The organism is Micromonospora sp. NPDC048930 (assembly GCF_043197935.1).
Lineage (GTDB): Bacteria > Actinomycetota > Actinomycetes > Mycobacteriales > Micromonosporaceae > Micromonospora.
On the sequence record NZ_JBICUB010000011.1, the window covers coordinates 175,740 to 194,345 of the forward strand.

General features: G+C 75.0%; 21 protein-coding genes. 16 read left to right on the forward strand and 5 right to left on the reverse strand.

Annotated elements, in window-relative coordinates; all coding sequences use genetic code 11:
- Positions 1-41: 41 nt before the first annotated feature.
- On the reverse strand, positions 42-632 hold the full coding sequence (locus ACGFI9_RS26615) for an NADPH-dependent FMN reductase (protein WP_393182055.1): 591 nt from the start codon (positions 630-632) through the stop codon (positions 42-44).
- Between the two features lie 112 nt (positions 633-744).
- Here ACGFI9_RS26615 and ACGFI9_RS26620 point away from each other — a divergent pair, with 112 nt between their 5' ends.
- From ACGFI9_RS26620 to ACGFI9_RS26675, 12 genes are all read left to right on the forward strand, one after another.
- Positions 745-1,485, forward strand: coding sequence for an ABC transporter permease (locus ACGFI9_RS26620; RefSeq protein WP_393182057.1), 741 nt, complete (start codon positions 745-747; stop codon positions 1,483-1,485).
- Positions 1,486-1,533: 48 nt separating this feature from the next.
- Positions 1,534-3,681, forward strand: a complete 2,148-nt coding sequence (locus ACGFI9_RS26625; protein WP_393182059.1) for a glycogen debranching N-terminal domain-containing protein — start codon at positions 1,534-1,536, stop codon at positions 3,679-3,681.
- A gap of 56 nt (positions 3,682-3,737) precedes the next feature.
- Positions 3,738-4,241, forward strand: coding sequence for a DUF2231 domain-containing protein (locus ACGFI9_RS26630; RefSeq protein WP_393182061.1), 504 nt, complete (start codon positions 3,738-3,740; stop codon positions 4,239-4,241).
- Positions 4,242-4,269: 28 nt separating this feature from the next.
- Complete coding sequence (locus ACGFI9_RS26635; RefSeq protein ID WP_393182063.1) at positions 4,270-5,190, forward strand: NADP-dependent oxidoreductase; 921 nt, start codon at positions 4,270-4,272, stop codon at positions 5,188-5,190.
- 68 nt (positions 5,191-5,258) lie between these two features.
- Positions 5,259-6,758 carry a GMC family oxidoreductase gene (locus ACGFI9_RS26640; RefSeq protein WP_393182065.1) on the forward strand — a complete coding sequence of 500 codons (1,500 nt, stop codon included), beginning with the start codon at positions 5,259-5,261 and terminating at the stop codon, positions 6,756-6,758.
- 54 nt (positions 6,759-6,812) lie between these two features.
- Positions 6,813-8,000 carry a DNA polymerase IV gene (gene dinB / locus ACGFI9_RS26645; RefSeq protein ID WP_393182067.1) on the forward strand — a complete coding sequence of 396 codons (1,188 nt, stop codon included), beginning with the start codon at positions 6,813-6,815 and terminating at the stop codon, positions 7,998-8,000.
- A 14-nt stretch (positions 8,001-8,014) separates the two neighbouring features.
- Positions 8,015-8,410, forward strand: coding sequence for a VOC family protein (locus tag ACGFI9_RS26650; protein WP_393182069.1), 396 nt, complete (start codon positions 8,015-8,017; stop codon positions 8,408-8,410).
- A gap of 43 nt (positions 8,411-8,453) precedes the next feature.
- On the forward strand, positions 8,454-9,263 hold the full coding sequence (locus ACGFI9_RS26655; protein WP_393182071.1) for a TIGR02452 family protein: 810 nt from the start codon (positions 8,454-8,456) through the stop codon (positions 9,261-9,263).
- An 81-nt stretch (positions 9,264-9,344) separates the two neighbouring features.
- Positions 9,345-10,271, forward strand: a complete 927-nt coding sequence (locus ACGFI9_RS26660) for a hypothetical protein (protein ID WP_393182073.1) — start codon at positions 9,345-9,347, stop codon at positions 10,269-10,271.
- A complete protein-coding gene (locus tag ACGFI9_RS26665; RefSeq protein ID WP_393182075.1) occupies positions 10,268-10,714 on the forward strand; it encodes an ABA4-like family protein in 447 nt (148 codons plus the stop codon). The genes ACGFI9_RS26660 and ACGFI9_RS26665 overlap by 4 nt, the downstream gene beginning before the upstream one ends.
- Positions 10,715-10,727: 13 nt before the next feature.
- On the forward strand, positions 10,728-11,954 hold the full coding sequence (locus ACGFI9_RS26670; protein WP_393182148.1) for a sensor histidine kinase: 1,227 nt from the start codon (positions 10,728-10,730) through the stop codon (positions 11,952-11,954).
- Positions 11,951-12,577, forward strand: a complete 627-nt coding sequence (locus ACGFI9_RS26675) for a response regulator (protein WP_393182077.1) — start codon at positions 11,951-11,953, stop codon at positions 12,575-12,577. The genes ACGFI9_RS26670 and ACGFI9_RS26675 overlap by 4 nt, the downstream gene beginning before the upstream one ends.
- 8 nt (positions 12,578-12,585) lie before the next feature.
- Here the strand turns inward: ACGFI9_RS26675 and ACGFI9_RS26680 are convergent, their stop codons facing one another.
- The 4 genes from ACGFI9_RS26680 to ACGFI9_RS26695 form a co-directional block, all read right to left on the reverse strand.
- Complete coding sequence (locus tag ACGFI9_RS26680; RefSeq protein ID WP_393182079.1) at positions 12,586-13,299, reverse strand: RraA family protein; 714 nt, start codon at positions 13,297-13,299, stop codon at positions 12,586-12,588.
- Between the two features lie 13 nt (positions 13,300-13,312).
- Entirely contained in the window at positions 13,313-14,656 is a 1,344-nt protein-coding gene (locus ACGFI9_RS26685; protein ID WP_393182081.1) for an aromatic acid exporter family protein, read from the reverse strand.
- 340 nt (positions 14,657-14,996) lie between these two features.
- Positions 14,997-15,629, reverse strand: coding sequence for a maleylpyruvate isomerase family mycothiol-dependent enzyme (locus tag ACGFI9_RS26690; protein WP_393182083.1), 633 nt, complete (start codon positions 15,627-15,629; stop codon positions 14,997-14,999).
- A 16-nt stretch (positions 15,630-15,645) separates the two neighbouring features.
- Positions 15,646-16,398 (reverse strand): dienelactone hydrolase family protein, encoded by a 753-nt coding sequence (locus ACGFI9_RS26695; RefSeq protein WP_393182085.1) that lies wholly within the window; start codon positions 16,396-16,398, stop codon positions 15,646-15,648.
- Between the two features lie 125 nt (positions 16,399-16,523).
- Here ACGFI9_RS26695 and ACGFI9_RS26700 point away from each other — a divergent pair, with 125 nt between their 5' ends.
- The 4 genes from ACGFI9_RS26700 (at position 16,524) to ACGFI9_RS26715 (ending at position 18,558) form a co-directional block, all read left to right on the forward strand.
- Positions 16,524-16,862: a hypothetical protein gene (locus ACGFI9_RS26700; RefSeq protein ID WP_393182087.1), complete on the forward strand. Its 339-nt coding sequence runs from the start codon at positions 16,524-16,526 to the stop codon at positions 16,860-16,862.
- Positions 16,863-16,948: 86 nt separating this feature from the next.
- Positions 16,949-17,677 carry a peptidoglycan-binding protein gene (locus tag ACGFI9_RS26705; RefSeq protein WP_393182089.1) on the forward strand — a complete coding sequence of 243 codons (729 nt, stop codon included), beginning with the start codon at positions 16,949-16,951 and terminating at the stop codon, positions 17,675-17,677.
- Positions 17,678-17,864: 187 nt separating this feature from the next.
- Entirely contained in the window at positions 17,865-18,287 is a 423-nt protein-coding gene (locus ACGFI9_RS26710) for a DUF2809 domain-containing protein (protein ID WP_393182149.1), read from the forward strand.
- The gene (locus tag ACGFI9_RS26715) at positions 18,178-18,558 is read left to right on the forward strand and encodes a DUF2267 domain-containing protein (RefSeq protein ID WP_393182151.1); all 381 of its coding nucleotides are present in this window, start codon (positions 18,178-18,180) and stop codon (positions 18,556-18,558) included. The genes ACGFI9_RS26710 and ACGFI9_RS26715 overlap by 110 nt, the downstream gene beginning before the upstream one ends.
- The last annotated feature ends 48 nt before the right edge of the window (positions 18,559-18,606 follow it).

Consider the following 18,606-nt stretch of genomic DNA (forward strand, 5'->3'; position numbering starts at 1 on the left):
GCCGTTCCGGCGCCCCCGTCGGTGCCGCCCACGCCGTGGGGTCACGTACCGGACTGCGGTGTCGCCATCGTCGTGCCGGCCCGGAGCGTCGCCAACGCGCCGCTCCAGGCCGCGAGCTGGTCCAGCATCGTGTTCACCGCATCCACCTGGTGCGCGCCGGGCTTGAAGACGCTGAAGTTCTCGAAGTCGTGGAAGAGCGAGAGGGCCACCTGCGCGCGTACGTCCGCCATCTGCAACTCGGCCACCACCAGGCGCAGGTGCTCCACCGCCCGGGTGCCGCCGACGCTGCCGTAGCTGACGAACCCCGCCGCCTTGTTGTTCCACTCCGCGTAGAGGAAGTCGATGGCGTTCTTCAGCGCTCCGGAGGTGGAGTGGTTGTACTCCGGCGTGACGAAGACGTACCCGTCGTACGAGGCGATCTTCTCGGCCCAGCGGAGGGTGTGCGGTTGGGTGTACTGCCCGAGCGACGGGGGCGCCATCTCGTCGAGATGCGGCAGGTTGAACTCCTTGATGTCGACGAGTTCGTAGTCGGCGTCGCCGCGCTTCGAGGCGATGTCGTGGACCCAGCGGGCCACCGTCTCCCCGTTGCGGCCGGGACGAGTGCTGCCGATGATGATGCCGATTCTAGTCATTCCGTGCTTCCTTCCGTGCCCTGCGGTCTACGGAGCCGTCGGCGGATACCCCGGCGGCGCGGCTTCCAACGGAGACCGGCTCGCCGGCTGCGGTGACGAATACGATCATCGGGTGAGCGGCGGCACGGTACCGGTGGGCCCGACCCTGGTCGTCGCCCTCACCGCGCTCACCCTGGCCGGCGCGGCGGTGCTCCGGCTCAGTGGGCTCGGCCGGGGCCGGACCGTCCTCACCGCGGCGGCCCGGGCCACCGTCCAGCTCGGCGCCGTCTCGCTGATCATCGTCGCGGTGCTGCGCGCCTGGTGGAGCACCGCCCTGTTCGTCCTGCTCATGTACGTCGTCGCCAGCGTCACCGCGGACCGCCGGATCGGGCCGGCCGGCCCGCGGGCGGTGGCCCCGCTCGCCATCGCCGCCGGGGTGGCGCCCAGTCTCGGCGTACTCCTGGCCAGCCGGGCGTTGCCAGCGACGCCGCTGGTGGTGCTGCCGACGGCCGGCATCCTGATCGGCGGCGCGATGACCGCGACCAGTCTCGCCGGCCGGCGTGCCCTCGACGAGCTGCGCACCCGGCACGGCGAGTACGAGGCGGGCCTGGCCCTGGGGCTGCTCCCCCGCGACGCCGCGCTGGAGATCTGCCGGCCGGCGGCCGGGCAGGCCCTCGTCCCGGCGCTGGACCAGACCCGGACGGTCGGGTTGGTGACGCTGCCGGGCGCGTTCGTCGGGGTGCTGCTCGGCGGCGCCGGCCCGATCCGGGCCGGGGCGACCCAGCTGCTGATCCTGCTGACCCTGCTCGCCGTGGAGGCGGTGGCGATCGCCGTCGCGGTGGAGCTGATCGTCCGGGCGCGGGCCGCCGACTGACGGGAGGCCCGGGTGTACCGGGACGGCCAACGGGTAAGAGGCCGCCCGATGACCAGGGTCCGCAACCTGCGCGTCCGGCCCGACCTGCTCTACGTGGCGAGCGGGTGGAGCACCCTGGTCACCGATGTGCGGGGCCGGATCGGCGGGACGGACCCGCAGGGTTTCTTCGCGCGGAACACCCGGGTGCTCAGCCGGGAGCGGATCACCGTCGACGGGCGGGAGCCGGTCCCGTTCGCGACGGCGAACGTGCGGGGCCACGCCCAGCTGTCGTACGCGGAGCTGGGCGACGGGGAGGAACTGCCGTCGCGGGCGGCGTACCTGTTGACCGAGCGGTTCGTCGGTGCGGGGCTGCGGACCCGGCTCACCGTGGCCAGCTACGCCTCCCAGCTGCTGGAGTACCGGCTGGAGATCCGGGTCGCGGCGGACTTCGCCGACACCAGCGAGGCGGAGACGGGCCGCCGGTTGCAGGTCGGCGACGTCGGCGCCGGGTGGGACCCGGCGGCGGGCGAGCTGCGCCTGACCTACCTGCGCGACGACCTCGACCGGGCGGTCGCGGTGCGGATCCGCGCCGACGCTCCCGTGACGTACGCCGAGGGGGCGTTCACCGTCGCGGTGGCGGTGCCGCCACGCGGCAGCACCCGCGTGGAGCTGCTGGTCGAGCCGATCTTCGACGGAACGCGGCTGACCGCTCCCCCGGCGACGTTCGCCGAGCCCGACGACCCCGCCGCCCGCGCCCGGACCCGGCTCGTCGGGGAGCTGGCCAGGTTGAGCAGCAGCAACTTCGACGTGACGGCGGCGTGGCGGTGCGCCACGCACGACCTGACCGTGCTGCCGCTCGGCGAGCCGGAGGGGCCGGCGGCGCCCATCGCCGGGCTGCCGATCTACCAGGAGATCTTCGGCCGGGACACGATGACCGCGTCCTGGCAGGCGCTGCTGGCCGGGCCGACCATGCTCGGCGACAGCCTGCGGCTCAACGCGCGGCACCTGGGACGGCGGCTGGACGACTGGCGCGACGAGGAGCCGGGCAAGCCGCTGCACGAGGCGCGGCAGGGGCCGGTCTCCGTGCTCGGGCTCAACCCGTTCGACGGCTACTACGGCGACTGGTCGACCGCGCCGGACTTCCTGGTCTTCCTCGGGCAGTACCTGGCCTGGACCGGCGACCTGGACACCGTACGGGAGCTGCTGCCCACCGCGCGGCGCGCGCTGGCCTGGATCGAGCGGTACGGCGACCCCGACGGGGACGGCTTCCTCGAGTACCACTGCCGGTCCCGAACGGGGTTGAAGAATCAAGGGTGGAAGGACTCCGACACGGCGATCGTCGACGAGGACGGGCGGGTGGTGCCCAACCCGATCGCCACCAGCGAGTTGCAGGGCTACTGGTACGCCGCGCTGCGGCACGCCGCCGCGGTGTTCACGCTGACCGGCCATCCGGCCCGGGGTGTGGCCCTGCTGGCCCGGGCCCGGGCGCTGCGCCGCCGGTTCCACCGGGCGTACTGGCTGCCCGACCGGGGTTGCTACGCGATGGCGCTGGGACCCGACAAGCGGCCGGTGCGCTCGACCAACTCCAACGACGGGCACCTGCTGACCACCGGCATCGTGCCGGCCGCGGCCGCCGTGCGGGTGGCCGACCGGCTGTTCGCGCCGGACATGTTCAGCGGGTGGGGGGTGCGGACGCTGTCGGCCGAGCACCCGGCGTACAACCCGTTCAGCTACCACCGGGGCAGTGTGTGGCCGGTGGAGGCGGGCACCATCGGCCTGGGGCTGGCCCGGTACGGCTGCTGGCCGCACCTGCACCGGCTGGCCGAGGGCATGTTCGCCGCGGCGGGGCTGTTCGAGGAGCACCGGTTGCCGGAGGTGCTCAGCGGGCTGCCCCGTGACCCGGCGCACCCGCACCCGGGGGTCTACCCGAACTCGTGCTCCCCGCAGGCCTGGTCGGCCAGCGCGGTCGTCGCCCTGGTCCAGGCGCTGCTGGCGTTGCGCCCGGCGGCGCCGCTGCGCACGATCTTCGTCGATCCGCATCTGCCCGAGTGGCTGCCGGACCTGCGGTTGGAGGGCGTACGGGTGGGCCGGGCCACGGTCGACCTGACGGTACGGCGGCGGCGGGGCGGGCGGACCTCGGTGAGCGCGCGCGGCGACCGGCTGGCGGTGGTCCGGCGGGCCCCGCGGCAGGCGATCTCCTCCACCGGGCAGGTGTAGTCCGGGCGCGGTGGGGAACCCGGCCCCGGCCTGGGGCGGGAGACAGGAGGATCGGCATGGAGAGTCGCGCGAAGGCGATGGGGCACGGGATCCACCCCATCCTGATCGTGTTTCCACTGGGACTGCTCGCCACCTCGGTGATCTTCGACATCCTGTACCTGGTCACCGACCGGACGGGCTTCCAGATCTCGGCCGCGTACACGATGGGCGCCGGCATCGTCGGCGGGCTGGTCGCCGGGGTGTTCGGCCTGATCGACTGGAGTGCCATCCCCGCCCGTACCCGGGCCAAGCGGGTCGGCGCGGTGCACGGCACCGGCAACGTGGTGGTGCTGCTGCTGTTCGCGGTGAGCTGGCTGGTGCGCCGCGCCGCCGACAACTGGGACCCGAACGCGCTGGCCCTGATCTGCAGCTTCGCCGGCATCATCCTGGCCGGGGTGACCGGGTGGCTCGGCGGTGAGCTGGTGGAGCGGCTCGGGGTGAGCGTGAGCGACGAGGCGGGCGTCAACGCGCCCAGCTCGCTGCGCCGGTCCGCCGGCCGGCCCCGCGCCCGCGGCGTCTGACGGCCGCGGCGAGGGAGGGAGCGGGTCCGTGCGGGCGATCACGCTGGACGCGGAGGGGGCGGCCCCGGCCTTCCGGGACGACCTGGCCCGGCCCAGCCCGGGTCCCGGGGAGGTGCTCGTGCGGGTGCGGGCGTCCTCGGTCAACGGCTTCGACAAGAAGGCGGCCGCCGGGATGATGCGCGGCGCGCTGGAGTACCGGTACCCGGTGGTGCTCGGCAAGGACTTCGCCGGCGAGGTCGAGGCGATCGGCGGCGTCACCAGCCCGTTCCGGGTGGGCGACCCGGTGTTCGGGGTGGTCATGCGGTCGTACCTGGGCGACGGGTCGTGGGCGGAGTACCTGACGATCGGCGACGGGTACGGGATCACCCGGCTGCCGCGGGGGCTCGACCTGTCGGCCGCGGGCACGCTCGGGCTGGCCGGCGCCACCGCGCTCGACGCGCTGGGCGCGGTCGCCCCCGGGCCGGGGGACACCGTGCTGATCGCCGGCGCGACCGGTGGGGTCGGCGCGCTAGCCGTGCAGTACGCGCGGGCGGCCGGGGCGCGGGTCGTCGCGACGGCCCGCCCGGGCGCCGCCACCGACTTCGTCCGGGACCTGGGCGCCGAGGAGGTGGTGGACTACACCGGCGACCTGGCCGCCCAGGTCCGGGCGGTCGCCCCGGACGGCGTGTCGGCGGTGGTGCACCTGGCCGGCGACGGGGCGCCGCTGGCCGGGCTGCTGGCCGCCGACGGGCGGCTGGCGTCGACCATCGGCTTCGGCCCGGAGCAGCACCCCGCCGCCACCTCGATCATGGGCAGCCCGACCGGGGAGACCCTGGACCGGCTCGCCGACGACGTCGCGGCCGGGCGGGTGCGGGTCCCCGTCACCGCCCGGTACGACCTGACCCAGGTGCCACAGGCGCTCGCCGACTTCAGCGGCGCGCTGGGCAAGCTGGCCGTCACGGTGCCCTGACCGGCCACACCGCCACAGGTTCGGCCCCGGTTGGGCGCTGGCGGAAGCGTCACGATTCGGGGGCGGTGGTGGCATACGACGTCGTCGTGGTGGGCGGCGGTACCGCCGGCTGTGTGTGCGCGGCCCGGCTCAGCGAGGACGGAGACCGCCGGGTGCTCCTGCTGGAAGCGGGGCCGGACTACCCGACGGTGCCGGACCTCCCCGCCGACATCGCGGACGCCGCCGGACCGACCACCGACCACGACTGGGGTTTCGTGTCGGAGCCGGACGAACTGGGACGCGTGATCTCGCTGCCCCGCGGACGGCTGGTGGGTGGCTGCTCGGCGACCAACGCCTGCTTCGCGCTGCGGGGCTGGCCGGCGGACTACGACCAGTGGTCCGGGCACGGCAACGCCGGCTGGTCGTTCCGGGAGCTGCTGCCGCTCTTCCGGGCCGTCGAGGCGGATGCTGACGTCGGCGGGCCATGGCACGGGCACGACGGCCCGGTCCCGATCCGCCGACCGGCGGAGCTGGCAACTCTGCAGCGGGCCTTCCTCGACGCCGCGGTCGCCGTCGGTCACCCGCTGGTCGACGACCACAACCGGCCGGGTGCGCTCGGCGTCGGCGCCGCGCCCCGCAACGTCCACGGCGCGCTGCGCATGAGTACCGCGCTGACGTACCTGGCGGCGGCACGGGAGCGGCCCAACCTGGCCGTCCGAGCGGACGCCCTCGTCGACCGGGTGGAGCTGTCCGGGTCCGCGGTGCGCGGTGTCCGGCTCGCCAGCGGCGACCCTGTCGTGGCGGAGACGGTCGTCCTGGCGGCCGGCTCCTACGGCAGCCCGGCGGTTCTCCTGCGCTCCGGCATCGGTCCGGTGGCCCAGTTACGTGCGGTCGGCATCCCCGTGGCGGTCGACCTCGCCGGGGTCGGCGGGAATCTCGTCGACCACCCGCTGGTGGCGGTGGACCTGCCGGCGCGCCCGGACGATTCGGGGCCCGGGTTCCAGGTGATGCTCACCCTGCGCTCGAGCCGCGCGGCGCCCGACGCACCGCCGGACCTGCACCTGTTCGCCGTCGGGCCGTTCGAGGACGGCGGCAGCCCCAGCGGTCGGGTGTTCGGTGTCGTCGCCGGGCTGCTGGCGGTGCGGTCACGCGGGTCGGTCCGCCTACGGTCCCCCGACCCGGCCGCTGCACCGCGGATCGATGTCGGGCACCTGCGGCACCCGGAGGACCTGGCCAGGATGGTCGAGGCGGTCCGGCATGCCCGCCGACTCAGCCGTACCCCGCCGCTGGCCGGGTTCGTGCGGGGCGCCGAACTCGCGCCCGGCCCGGCGGTCGAGGACGGGGACACCGTCGGGCTGATCCGGGCGATCAGGAGCCGGGTCGGCTCGTACCACCACCCGGTCGGCACCTGCGCGATGGGGCCCGACCCGGGTCGCGGTGCGGTGGTCGACGCGCGGGGCGCGGTGCACGGGATCCGGGGCCTGTGGGTGGCCGACGCCTCGGTGATGCCGACCATCCCGTCGGCGAACACCCACCTGTCCACGATCGTGGTGGCCGAGCGGATCGCAGCCTGGCTCGCCGCACGGTGAGCAGGAACGGGCAGGTCAGCGCCGGTTGTCGAACACATGTGCGAACATGTGTGGGTGTCGAGCGATGCCACGATCCTGCACGCCGACCTGGACGCGTTCTACGCCTCGGTCGAGCAGCGCGACGACCCCCGGCTGCGGGGCCGGCCGGTGATCGTCGGCGGCGGCGTGGTCCTCGCGGCCAGCTACGAGGCGAAGGCGCGCGGGGTGCGCAGCGCGATGGGGGGCCGGCAGGCGCGGCGGCTCTGTCCGGACGCGGTGGTGGTGCCACCGCGGATGGCCGCGTACACGGCGGCGAGCCGGGCCGTGTTCGAGATCTTCCGCCGGACCACCCCGCTGGTCGAAGGGCTCTCCATCGACGAGGCGTTCCTCGACGTGGGTGGGCTGCGCCGCCTGGTGGGTCCGCCCGCCGACATCGCGGTGACGCTGCGCCGGGAGGTACGCGAGCGGGTCGGCCTGCCGATCACCGTGGGCGTGGCGCGGACGAAGTTCCTCGCCAAGGTGGCCAGCGGGGTGGCCAAGCCGGACGGCCTGCTGGTCGTCGCGCCGGAGCGGGAACTGGCGTTCCTGCACCCGCTGCCGGTGGAGCGGCTGTGGGGCGTCGGCCCGGTGACCGCCGCGAAGCTGCGCGAGCGGGGCATCCGGACGGTGGGCCAGGTGGCCCGGCTGGACGAGCCGACGCTGGTGTCGCTGCTCGGGCCCGGGGCGGGCCGGCACCTGCACGCGCTGGCGCACAACCGGGACCCCCGCGCGGTGCAGGTCGGGCGGCGGCGGTCCTCGATGGGGGCCCAGCACGCCCTCGGCGGCGGGCCCCACTCCCCCGCCGAGCTGGACGCCGTGCTGGCCGGGCTGGTCGACCGGGTGACCGGGCGGATGCGCGCGGCCCGCCGCACCGGCCGCACCGTGACGCTGCGGCTGCGGTTCGGCGACTACACCCGGGCCACCCGCGCGCACACCCTCGGCAAGCCGACGGCACAGACCCGCCCGCTGCTTGACGCGGCGCGGGCACTGCTGCGGGCGGCGCTGCCGGAGATCGAGGCCCGGGGCGTGACGCTGATCGGGGTGTCGGTGGGCAACCTGGACGAGGGACACGTGCAGTTGACGCTGCCGCTCACCCGCGACCCGGGCATGGAACTGGACGCCGCCGTCGACGCGGTCCGGGACCGGTTCGGCTCGGCGGCGCTGACCCGGGCGGTGCTGCTCGGCCGGGACCCGGGACTGGAGATGCCCCGCCTGCCGGACTGAGATACCGTCCGACGATGTCGATCTTCCGTACGCCGCAGGTGATCCTGTTCAGCGAGGACGTGACCCGGGCGGCCGCCTTCTACGCCGGGCTCGGCTTCACCGAGGTCTTCCGGGTGCCCGCCGAGGGCGAGCCGATCCACGTCGACCTGATGCTGGACGACTACCGGATCGGCATCGCGTCGGTGGCGTCCACCCGGGACGACCACGGGCTGGACCCGGTGCCGTCCGGCCAGCGGGCGGCGGTCATCCTCTGGACCGACGACACCGCCGCCGCGTACGAGAAGCTGACCGCCGCCGGCGCGCCGGCCATCGCGGCCCCGCACGTCTGGCTGGACCGGCTGCTCATCGCCTGGACGGCCGACCCGGACGGCAACCCGATCCAGATCGTGCAGCACCTGCCCGCCGAATAAGCGGTCGTCCGGCAGCCGGCCGCCGCCGCACAATCAGCGGACCATGAGTACCCGACTGCGGGCGATCGCCCGCGACACCCTGGACATCCTCGACGCCGGCACGTACGTCAACGCCCGGGGCGAGACCGTCCACCTCGCCGACCCGGTCCGCGCCGCGGTCGCCGGCACCCGCCTGCACCTGCCCGACGAGCCGCTGGACACCCCGCCGGTCGGCGGCCGACCGCCCCGGATCGAGGTGACCGGCGAGAGCACCCTCCTCGCGGCCCGCCGGCTCGCCGCCGGCGGGAAGGTCGCCGCGCTGGTCTTCGCGTCGGCGAAGAACCCGGGCGGTGGCTTCCGTACCGGGGCGCAGGCGCAGGAGGAGAGCATCGCCCGCGCCTCCGCGCTCTTCCCCTGCCTGGCCTCGGTGCCCGAGTTCTACGACTTCCACCGCCAGCAGCGGGACCTGTGCTACAGCGACCGGGTGATCCACTCGCCCCGGGTGCCGGTGTTCCGGGACGACCAGGGACGGCTGCTCGACGCCACCCACCCGGTGTCCTTCCTGACCGCGGCCGCCCCCAACCTCGGGGCGGTGCGGAGCAACCAGCCCGACGACGTCGACCGGGTGCCGCCGGCCCTGCGGGCCCGGGCCCGGCGGGTACTCGCCGTCGCCGCCGCGTACGGCCACCGGCGGTTGGTGCTCGGCGCGTGGGGGTGCGGCGTGTTCCGCAACGACCCGGCGACCGTGGCGGAGGCGTTCGACCTGGCCCTGGCCGACGCGGCGGGCTGGTTCGACCAGGTCACCTTCGCGGTGCTGGACCGGGCCGACGGCCCCACGTACGCGGCGTTCGCGGCCCGCCTCCTCCCCGGGTAGGAGACGGGCTCCGACCCCGGGCCGCAACCGGGGCCTCCGGTCGGGCGCGATCGGCGCGGGCGGTGGCGAGCATCTACAGACATGACTACCTCCGTACTGCGTCGGGCAGCCCACTGGCACCGCCCCCTGATGCTCTTCGTCGCCGCGATGGCGGTGCTCGCCGTCGTGGCGGCCGTCGGGGTCCTCACCGACCCGCGCGTGCTCACCGGCGTGCCGATCTGGCTCAAGCCGTTGAAGTTCGCCATCTCCTTCGTGGTGTACGGCACCACTCTGGCCTGGATGCTCTCCCTGCTGGCCCGGCGCAGCCGGGCCGCCGAGTGGGCGGGCACCGTCGTCGTCGCGACGGGGGTGGTCGAAATGGTGATCATCGTCGGGCAGGTGCTGCGCGGCACGACCAGCCACTTCAACGAGACGACCCCGCTGAACGCCGCCCTGTGGCGGACGATGGGCATGGCCATCATGGTGCTGTTCGTCGCGCATCTGGTCATCGGCATCGTGGTGGTACGCCAGCGGATCGCCGACCGTCCCGGCCGGTACGCGGTCGGCCTGGGGCTCGGGCTGACCCTGCTGGGCATGCTGGTGGCGATACCGATGGTGGCCGGCGCGGACACCGGGATCGACGGCGTGGCCGGGGCGCACAGCGTCGGCGTCGCGGACGGCGGGCCGGGGCTGCCGCTGGTCGGCTGGAGCACCACCGGCGGCGACCTGCGCATCGGGCACTTCGTCGGCCTGCACGCGCTGCAGGCGCTGCCGCTGCTGGCGATCCTGTTGAGCCGGTGGGGCACCCGCCTGGACGAGGCGACCCGGGTGCGGCTGCTGGTCGTCGCGGGCGTCGCGTACGGGGCGCTCACCGTGCTGTTCACCTGGCAGGCGCTGCGCGGGCAGCCGCTGCTGCGACCCGACGCGCTCACCCTGTCCGTCGCGGCGGCCCTGCTGGCCGGCACCGCGACCGCCGCCGGCGTGGTGCTGGCCCGCCGGCGCCGACCGGAACTGGTGCTGGCGGCATGACGGACACGCTGTTCGGCCTGACGTTCGCGGTGGCCGCGCCGTTCTGGGTCCTGATGATCCTGGCGCCCCGCTGGTCGGTGACCGCCAGGGTCATCGGCTCGCCGCTGATCGTGGCCCCGGTCCTGGCGATCTACGCGGTCCTGGTGCTCCCCGCGCTCGGCGACGTGCTGCCGGCCGTGACCTCGCCGACCCTGGACGGCGTCCGCGAACTGCTCGGCACGGCGGACGGCGCGGCGGCGGCCTGGGCGCACATGGTCGGGTTCGACCTGTTCGTCGGCCGCTGGATGTGGCTCGACAGCCGGGAACGGGGGGTGCCGGCGCTGGTCATGGCGCCGGTGCTGCTGCTGACGATCCTGCTCGGACCGCTCGGCCTCGCCGTCCACCTCGGAGTCCGGGCCCGGTGGGCGCCGGCTCCTGCCGCGGCGCCGCACCCCCTAGGCTGATCGGGTGGGCTGGATGGGGCGGCTGTTCGACGCGCGGGACACCCTCGCCCGGATGCTCCTGCTGGACCTGAGCGGCGTGGGTTACCTGGTCTTCGGCCATCCGGACGACGGCGCGCCGGCGGCGGCGCAGTGGGTCCTGGCCGTGCTCGCGTTCGCCGGCGCGCTGGCCCTGCACCGCCGGCCGCTGCTCAACCTGCTCGGGCAGGCCACGCTGCTGGCCGTCGCCTTCTGGGTGATCGACGACACGACGATCAACCAGGTCGGCGCCAGCTACGCGCTGCTGGAGCTGACCATGCAGGCCCGGCGGCCGCGGACCATCTGGCTGGCTGCCGGGCTGCTGGCCGCCGTCGACCTGACCGACTCGATCGGCGATCCGCTCCGGCGCGTCGCCTCCGGGGTCTTCGGGCTGACGGTGGAGGTCGGCGTGCCGCTGCTGCTCGGGCTGGTCATCCGGACCACCCGTGAGCTGGGCCGGCAGGCCGCGGAGCGGGCGGCGGCCGAGCAGCGCCGCCGCGAGCTGGAGAGCCGCGCCACGCGCGCCGACGAGCGCAGTGCCATCGCCCGCGAGCTGCACGACGTGGTCGCGCACCACGTGGCGTCGATGGTGCTGCGGGTCGGCGTGGCACGGCACGTGCTGACGGATCTGGATCCACGGGTGGGTGAGGTGTTCGACGACGTGCACGCCACGGGGAGCGCGGCCCTGACGGACCTGCGCCGGCTGGTCGCGGTCCTGCGCGACCCGGACGGGGTACGCGGGGACGCGGCGCTGACCGCGATCGAGCCGTCCGCGCTGCCGGCGGCGCTCGACGCGGCGGTGGACCGGGCCCGCCAGGCGGGGGTGACCGTGGAGGCCGACGTCGACGCGGCGGTGGGCGCGCTGGACGCGGTGCGCGGCATGGCGATCCTGCGGCTGACCCAGGAGGCACTGACCAACGTGGCCAAGCACGCCGGCACGTCGGCCCGGGCGCGGCTGGCGGTGTCGGTGGTCGACGGGGCCGTCCACTGGGAGGTCTCGGACAACGGACGGGGGTGGGTGCCGGCGGCGGTCCCCTCCGGGGGCGGCCACGGCATCACCGGCATGCGGGAACGGGTCGAGGTGCTCGGCGGCGAACTGGAGGCCGGCCCGACCGGCGCCGGTTGGCGGGTACGCACGGTCCTGCCGGCCGCGGTCGGCACCGAGTCTCCGCCCAGGACGGCACCCGGCCAGCGCGCGACGACGGCCGCGACGGAGCCGGCATGATCCGCGTCCTGCTGGTCGACGACCAGCACCTCATCCGCGCGGGCCTGCGCATGCTCTGCGACGCCCAGCCCGACATCGAGGTCGTCGGCGAGGCCGACAACGGGCGGGACGCGATCTCCCTCGCCGCGCGGCTGCGGCCCGACGTGGTGGTGATGGACCTGCGGATGCCGGGCGTCGACGGGATCACCGCCACCAGCCGCGTCCTCGCCGACCGCCCCGCCACCCGGGTGCTGGTGCTCACCACCTTCGGCGACGACGACCACCTCTACCCCGCGCTGACCGCGGGCGCCTGCGGGTTCCTGCTCAAGGACGCGCCGCCCGCCGACCTGCTCGACGGCATCCGCCGGGCCGCCGGCGGCGACAGCCCGTTCAGTCAGGAGGTGCTGCGGCGGTTGGTCCAGCGCGCGGTGCACGCGCGCGCCGAGACGCCCCGGCCGGTCGACGGGCTCACCGCCCGGGAGCAGGACGTGCTGAACCTGGTCGCGGAGGGGCTGTCCAACACGGAGATCGCCGAGCGGCTGCACATCGGCGTCACCACGGTGAAGACCCACATCACCAGCCTGATGACCAAGACCAACAGCCCCAACCGGGTGCGCCTCGCGCTGTTCGCCCGGGGGGCCTGACCCGCTGATCACTCCTCGATCGCGCCGCCGACGGCGCGCAGGTGCTCCCGGAAGGTCAACGCCGGGTTCTCCCCCCGGGCGGCCAGGTACGCCCCGAAGCCGACCTGCGCCCGCAGCGGCTCGCCGGCCCGGATCCGCTCGGCCTGCCGCCGCTCGGTGTCCCGGATCGCCTCCGCCAGGTCGAACAGCTCCGCCACCCGGTCCGCCGGCACGAACAGCACCCCGTCCTCGTCGGCCAGTACGACGTCGTCGGAGCCGACCGTCCACGGCCCCACCCGCGCGGAGGTGAGCGCCTCGGCGGGGCGGGGGTCGAGGCGCTGCGGGCCGGTGGGGGTCGCGCCGAGGCTGAACACCGGCAGGCCGACCGCCCGGATGTCCACGCTGTCGCGGTGCAGCCCCCAGACCACCAGGGCGGCCAGGCCGGCGGCCTGCGCCTCCAGCACCACCAGGTCGCCGACGCACGCCTCGTCGCCCCGCCCGCCGTTGTCCACCACCAGCACGTCGCCGGGCGCGGCCCGGTCGATCGCCTCGAGGAAGATGTCGACGCTGCCGACATGCCGGGTCGGCAGCACCCGCCCGGCGGCCCGCCCGCCGGGCAGCACCGGCCGCACCGCGGCCGGTGCGCAGCGCACTGGCACGCCCGCCCGCAGGCAGGCGTCGGCGACGTGGGCGGTGGTCAGGGCGGCGAACCGCTCGCGCAGCTTGTCCGGGTCCATGGTCATGGCCCGACGGTAGTCAGCGGGGGCGGCCGCGGGAGGGGCCAGTTTCCGGACCGTGGCCCGCGGTCGCGGTTCGGTGCCGGTGGGCGCGTCGGACGATCCGGGTCCGGTGCCGCTCTCGGGGGGTGTGCCGCGGGGGCCGGAGCATCCGCGCCCGCGCCGGCGGGCGCAGCTCCGCCTCCCCCGCGCCGGCCGCGCGGCGCACCATCCGGTTGGCGTCCTCCGGGTCGCACCCGGTGGCCCGGATCAGCTCGCTGTCGGCGGTACGCAGGTCGGTGACCATCCCGTCGCCGTAGGTGCGGACGCCCTGCGCCCACGCCCGGCCGGCCAGCTCGGCGCTCTCCCGGGTCAGCCGGCGGGTGCCGGACAGGTCCTCGCCTCCGGCGCGGCACTCCCGGCGCAGCTCGCGTACCGCCTCGCTGAGCCGGGTGACGGCGTCGGGCAGTTGCGGCGGGATCGGCTCGCCGTACTGCAGGGCGGTCGCGGAGCGGCGGGCCACCGAGCGGGCGTACAGGATCAGCCGCTCCAGGTGCTTGGTGCCCCGCGCGTACCGGTGGAACTGGTCGCGGCGACGCCAGCGGGCCGGCGCGAGGGTGACCACCTCGTCGGCGCCGCTGACCGCCTCGTTGAGCCGCCCGATGTCGGCGTCCAGCGCGCGCAGGTCCTCCAGTGTGCGGACCGCGGCGTCGGCGTCCCGGGTGGTCAGCGCGTGCGCGATCGCGTCGAGCCGCGCGGTGAGGCCGGCGAACACCGGCTCGGCCGCGCGGTCCAGCACCCGCAGCGGATTGACCGGCAGCAGCAGCGCCACCACGGCGAGGCCGACCGCGCCGCCGACCAGGGCGTCGAAGATCCGGGGCAGCTCCAGGCCGGGTTCGACCGGGGCGAGGGTGGCGATCAGGACCGCCGTACCGCCGGCCTGGCCGACCAGGGCACCGCCGCGGCCGGCGACCAGCAGTGCGGTGGCGATGGCCAGGGTGACCACGACCCCGGTCTGCCACGACCCCGTGCCGAGCAGGAACCGCAGCAGGTCTCCGACCACGATGCCGAGGCCGACGCCGACGAGCAGTTCGACGGTACGCCGGGCCCGCTGGCCGATGGCGGTGGCGATGGTGCCGACCGCCGCGGCGGGCGCGAAGACGTGCGAGCCCGGCCCGAGCACCCGCTGCGCGAGCAGGGCGGCGAGCGCGGCGGCCAGCCCCGACTGCACGGCGATGACGGTGGTGATCTCCAGTTGACGCAGCCGCAGCCGCCCGGCCGCGCCACCTTGCGTACGGACCCGGGCCAGCGTCCGACCACCCCGCGCGGCGACCCGGTCCAGTGGCGAGCGGACGCTGTCGGCGGTACGGCGGTCGTCGGCCATGGCGGCGGTTACCCGGCGCTGGGGCGGGTGAATCGTCCCCTCTGTGCTCAGCTAGGCGAGGGTTCGGGTGTCGCCCGGCTGCGCAGCCGCTCCCGCAGCCGGTCCCGGACGGACGGGTCGGAACCGGCGGTGACCGCCTGCTGCAGCTCCTTCGGGAAGATCCGGCGGATGCTGGCCGGATATCCCTCCCCGTCCTCGGGGACCTGATATGTAACCGGCGGCCCCAGTCGCAGGGCGATCGGCGCCGACCCGGCGGGCAGCTCGTCCAGGTTGGTGGCGGGCGTACCCGGCGGCGGAAGCCAGGCGCCGACGTGAGGCGGTCGCGCCGTCCCGGGTACGGTCAGGTCCCGCGTCCGGCCAGCACCGCGACGCCGTCACCGGTGAGTTCGGGCAGCACGACCCGTCGGCCGGTCAGCGCGAGCAGCACCGCCTCGCCGGGGCCCCGGACCAGCGGCCCGGCGCCGGCCGACCAGTCCAGGTCGGTGGCCTCGAAGCGCAGCCCGGCGATCCACCGCCGGTCGATGAAGCCGATCGCCCGACCGCCGACCAGGAAGTCCAGCGACACCCGCAGCGGATCCGGGTGCAGGTCGCCGGGGAGGCCGAGCGGGCGGCGGATGTCCTGCCCGTGCACCTGCAGGTCGGTGAGCTGGCCCGGGTGGCCGACCACGGGTGGTCGCAGCGGATGCTCCGCGTGGGATCGCAGCGCCGCCGCCAGCCCGCCCGCCGGCCGGCGGCCGACCTCGCGGGCCAGCCGCGCGTTCGCCGCGTGCAGGCTGAAGCCGGAGCGCAGGATCAGCGGCAGGAACCGCCACTGCGGTACGAGGAACGGCACCGCCAGGTGGCCGGCCACCTCCTGCACGGTCCACTCCCCGCACAGGCTGGGCGTGGCGAGCTGCTCGGGGGTGAGCGAATCGATCAGGTCGGCGATCCGACGTCGCTCGGCCGCGATCATCGGAAGCAGATCGGAGGTCATGGACGGTCGCCGCGGGTCAGCGGCGGAAGGTGCGGTCGAGCAGGTCGAACAGGGCGTGCCAGTGCCGCTCGGTGGCCTGCTCGTCGTACATCGGCGTGTCGGCCTGGGTGTAGCCGTGCCGCGCCCCCGGGTAGACCTCCGAGGTGTAGGTGACCCCGGCCGCGTCGAGGGTCTTCTCCAGGGTCGCGATCTGCTCGGCGGTCATCGACGGATCCTGGTCGGCGTGGCCGAAGTACAGCTCTCCGGTGACCGCGCCGACGCCCAGGTGCGGGCTGTCCGAGGCGTCGGTGACCACCCGCCCGGCGTGGAAGGCGGCCGCGGCGGCGATCCGGTCCGGGTGCGCCTCGATCGCCCGCAGGGCGTTCGTGCCGCCCATGCAGTAGCCGGTGATGGCGACCGGGCCGGGCGCGACGCCGGGCTGCGCGGTCAGGAAATCCAGGTAGGCGGCGGTGTCCCGGGCGATCACGTCCGGCGTCAGCGCGCCGATCATCGGGGAGATCTGCTGGAACAGGGCGCCGCGCTGCGCCTCGTCGCCGAGCCCGGAGAGGTCGACCAGCGGCGTCCGCCCGAACCGGTGGAACAGGTTGGGCACCAGCACCAGGTAGCCGCGTGCGGCGATAATCTCGGCCATCTCCGCCATCCGGGGGCGCAGCCCGAACGCGTCCATGAAGACCAGCACTCCCGGGAAGGGGCCGTCCCCGTCCGGTCGGACGAGGTAGGCGTCGGCCACCCCGTCGCCGGTCGGCACGTCCACGGTCGTCGTCTGCACTCCCGGCCTCCTCGCGCTGCGCGCACCGCATCGCACGCTACTCCCGCTGCCGGGGGCCGGCACGTCGAGGCCTTTCCGCCGGCGCGCCGAACGGGCATGCTGGGTGGATGGGAGAGGTGCGACCGATGCCCAGCTTCGGTGACCTGTTCACCGACCTGCGCGGCGAGGACCGGACGATGCGCGTCAGCTTCCACCCGGACCGCGGCGCGGTGGTGCTGTCGCTGTGGAGCGGCACCGTGTGCCGCGGCTCCTTCCGGATGCCGGTGGACGACGTGGACCGGCTCCTGGTCCTGCTCGCCGAGGTGCGGCAGGCGGGCACGGCCGTCCCGCCGGTCGACGGCGACACCGGGTCGGGCCCGGCCACCGTCGCGGGCACGGCCGAAGTCGTCACCCCGTCGGTGGAGCGTACCGGCGACATAACCGCACACCGCGTGGCGATCCTGCCCACTCCCCGGGTCGCGTGACTTTCCCTCCACAAACGACCCGTACGGGCAGACACCCTCGATTTCGGGAACTACCGTCGAGGCAGGAATCCCCGAAGGGAGGGGCCATGCTTCGCGTCTCACCACCCACCACCCGCCACCCCGGCACCCGCGCCGCGCTCGGGATGGCCCTCCTCGTGGCCGCCGGCCTTGCCGTGGCAGCCACCCCGGCGTCGGCCGCCGGGCCCACCACCAGCACCGTCACGACGGTGACGCTCGCCGCCACCAGCCACCCGACCCTCAAGCAGGGGTCCCGGGGCGCGGCGGTGACCACCCTGCAGCGCCGGCTCACCGCGCTGCACTACGACGTCGGCGGCGTCGACGGGATCTTCGGCCCGTCCACCTTCCACGCCGTGGTCGCGTTCCAGAAGGTCAACGGCCTGGTCCGGGACGGCATCGTCGGTCCGCGCACCTGGGCCGCCCTCGACCACCCGGTCGTGCCGAGGCCGAAGTACACGCACACCAGCTACTCGCTCGAGGCCAACCTGAGCAAGCAGGTGCTGTACCTGGCGCGCGGGGGGTCAGTGGTACGGATCCTGGACGCCTCCAGCGGCAAGGCCAGCACCCCGACCCCGACCGGCAACTACACGATCCAGCGGCGGATCGACGGCTGGCGGCAGAGCGACCTCGGTCTGCTGTGGCGGCCGAACTACTTCTACCGGGGGTACGCGGTGCACGGCGCCACGTCCGTGCCGGCGTACCCGGCCAGTCACGGTTGCGTCCGGGTGCCCATCCCGGCGATGAACCGACTCTGGTCGGTCATCGGCGTCGGCGTGCCGGTGCACATCTACCGCTGATCCGGCGAAGGAAACGGCGGCCTCGGGGCGTCCCCGGGGCCGCCGTCGCCGTAGCATCGGCGGGATGATCCGGTTCCGGCTGCTGATGCTGCTGGCGGCGGGAGGGTTCCTGGCGGTGGCGCTGACCGTCCGGGCGCTGGCCGACGGGCCGCTGGAGCAGTACTCCGGCACGGCCCTCTACGCCTCGATGACATACGCGGGCGTACTCCTCCTGCGCCCGCGGACGCGGCCGGTGCCGGCGGGACTCGTGGCGATCGCCTGGTGCGGGGCGATGGAGACCTTCCAGCTGACCGAGGTGCCGGCCGCGCTGTCGGCGCGCAGTGTGCTGGCCCGGCTGGTGCTCGGGGTGCAGTTCGACCCGGTCGACCTGCTCTGGTACCCGGCCGGCGTGGTGCCCCTGGTCGCCCTGCACGCGCTGCTCCCCGTTTGCCGGCGCGCTGACGGGGAAGTCCGGGCATCCAGCCGAGAGAAGGGCCCTGACGATGGACGACAACCAGTTCATCGGCCTGGTGGCGAAGCGTACCGGGACCTCGTCGGAGCAGGCGACCGCGCTGACCCGGGCGACACTGACCACCCTGGCGGAACGGATCGACGGCGGCGAGGCGCGTGACCTGGCCGGTCAGCTCCCCGCGGGTCTGCGGCCGTACGCCTTCGCCTCCGGGGAGACCGCCGAGCGGTTCGGGCTCGACGTCTTCGTGGAACGGGTCAGCGGGCGTGCCGACGTCGACGTGACGCAGGCGAAGGACGGCGTGACGGCCGTCTTCGACGTCCTGCGCGAGGCCGTCTCGCCGGAGGCGTACGGGCAGGTGGTCACCCAGCTTCCGGGCGAGTTCGGCGAGGTCGCCGACCAGACCGCGCCGTTCGTGGAACGCACCCGCTGACGCCGGTTTTCGGGGTCGCGGGAATCTCACGGCGCTGCCATCATGGGC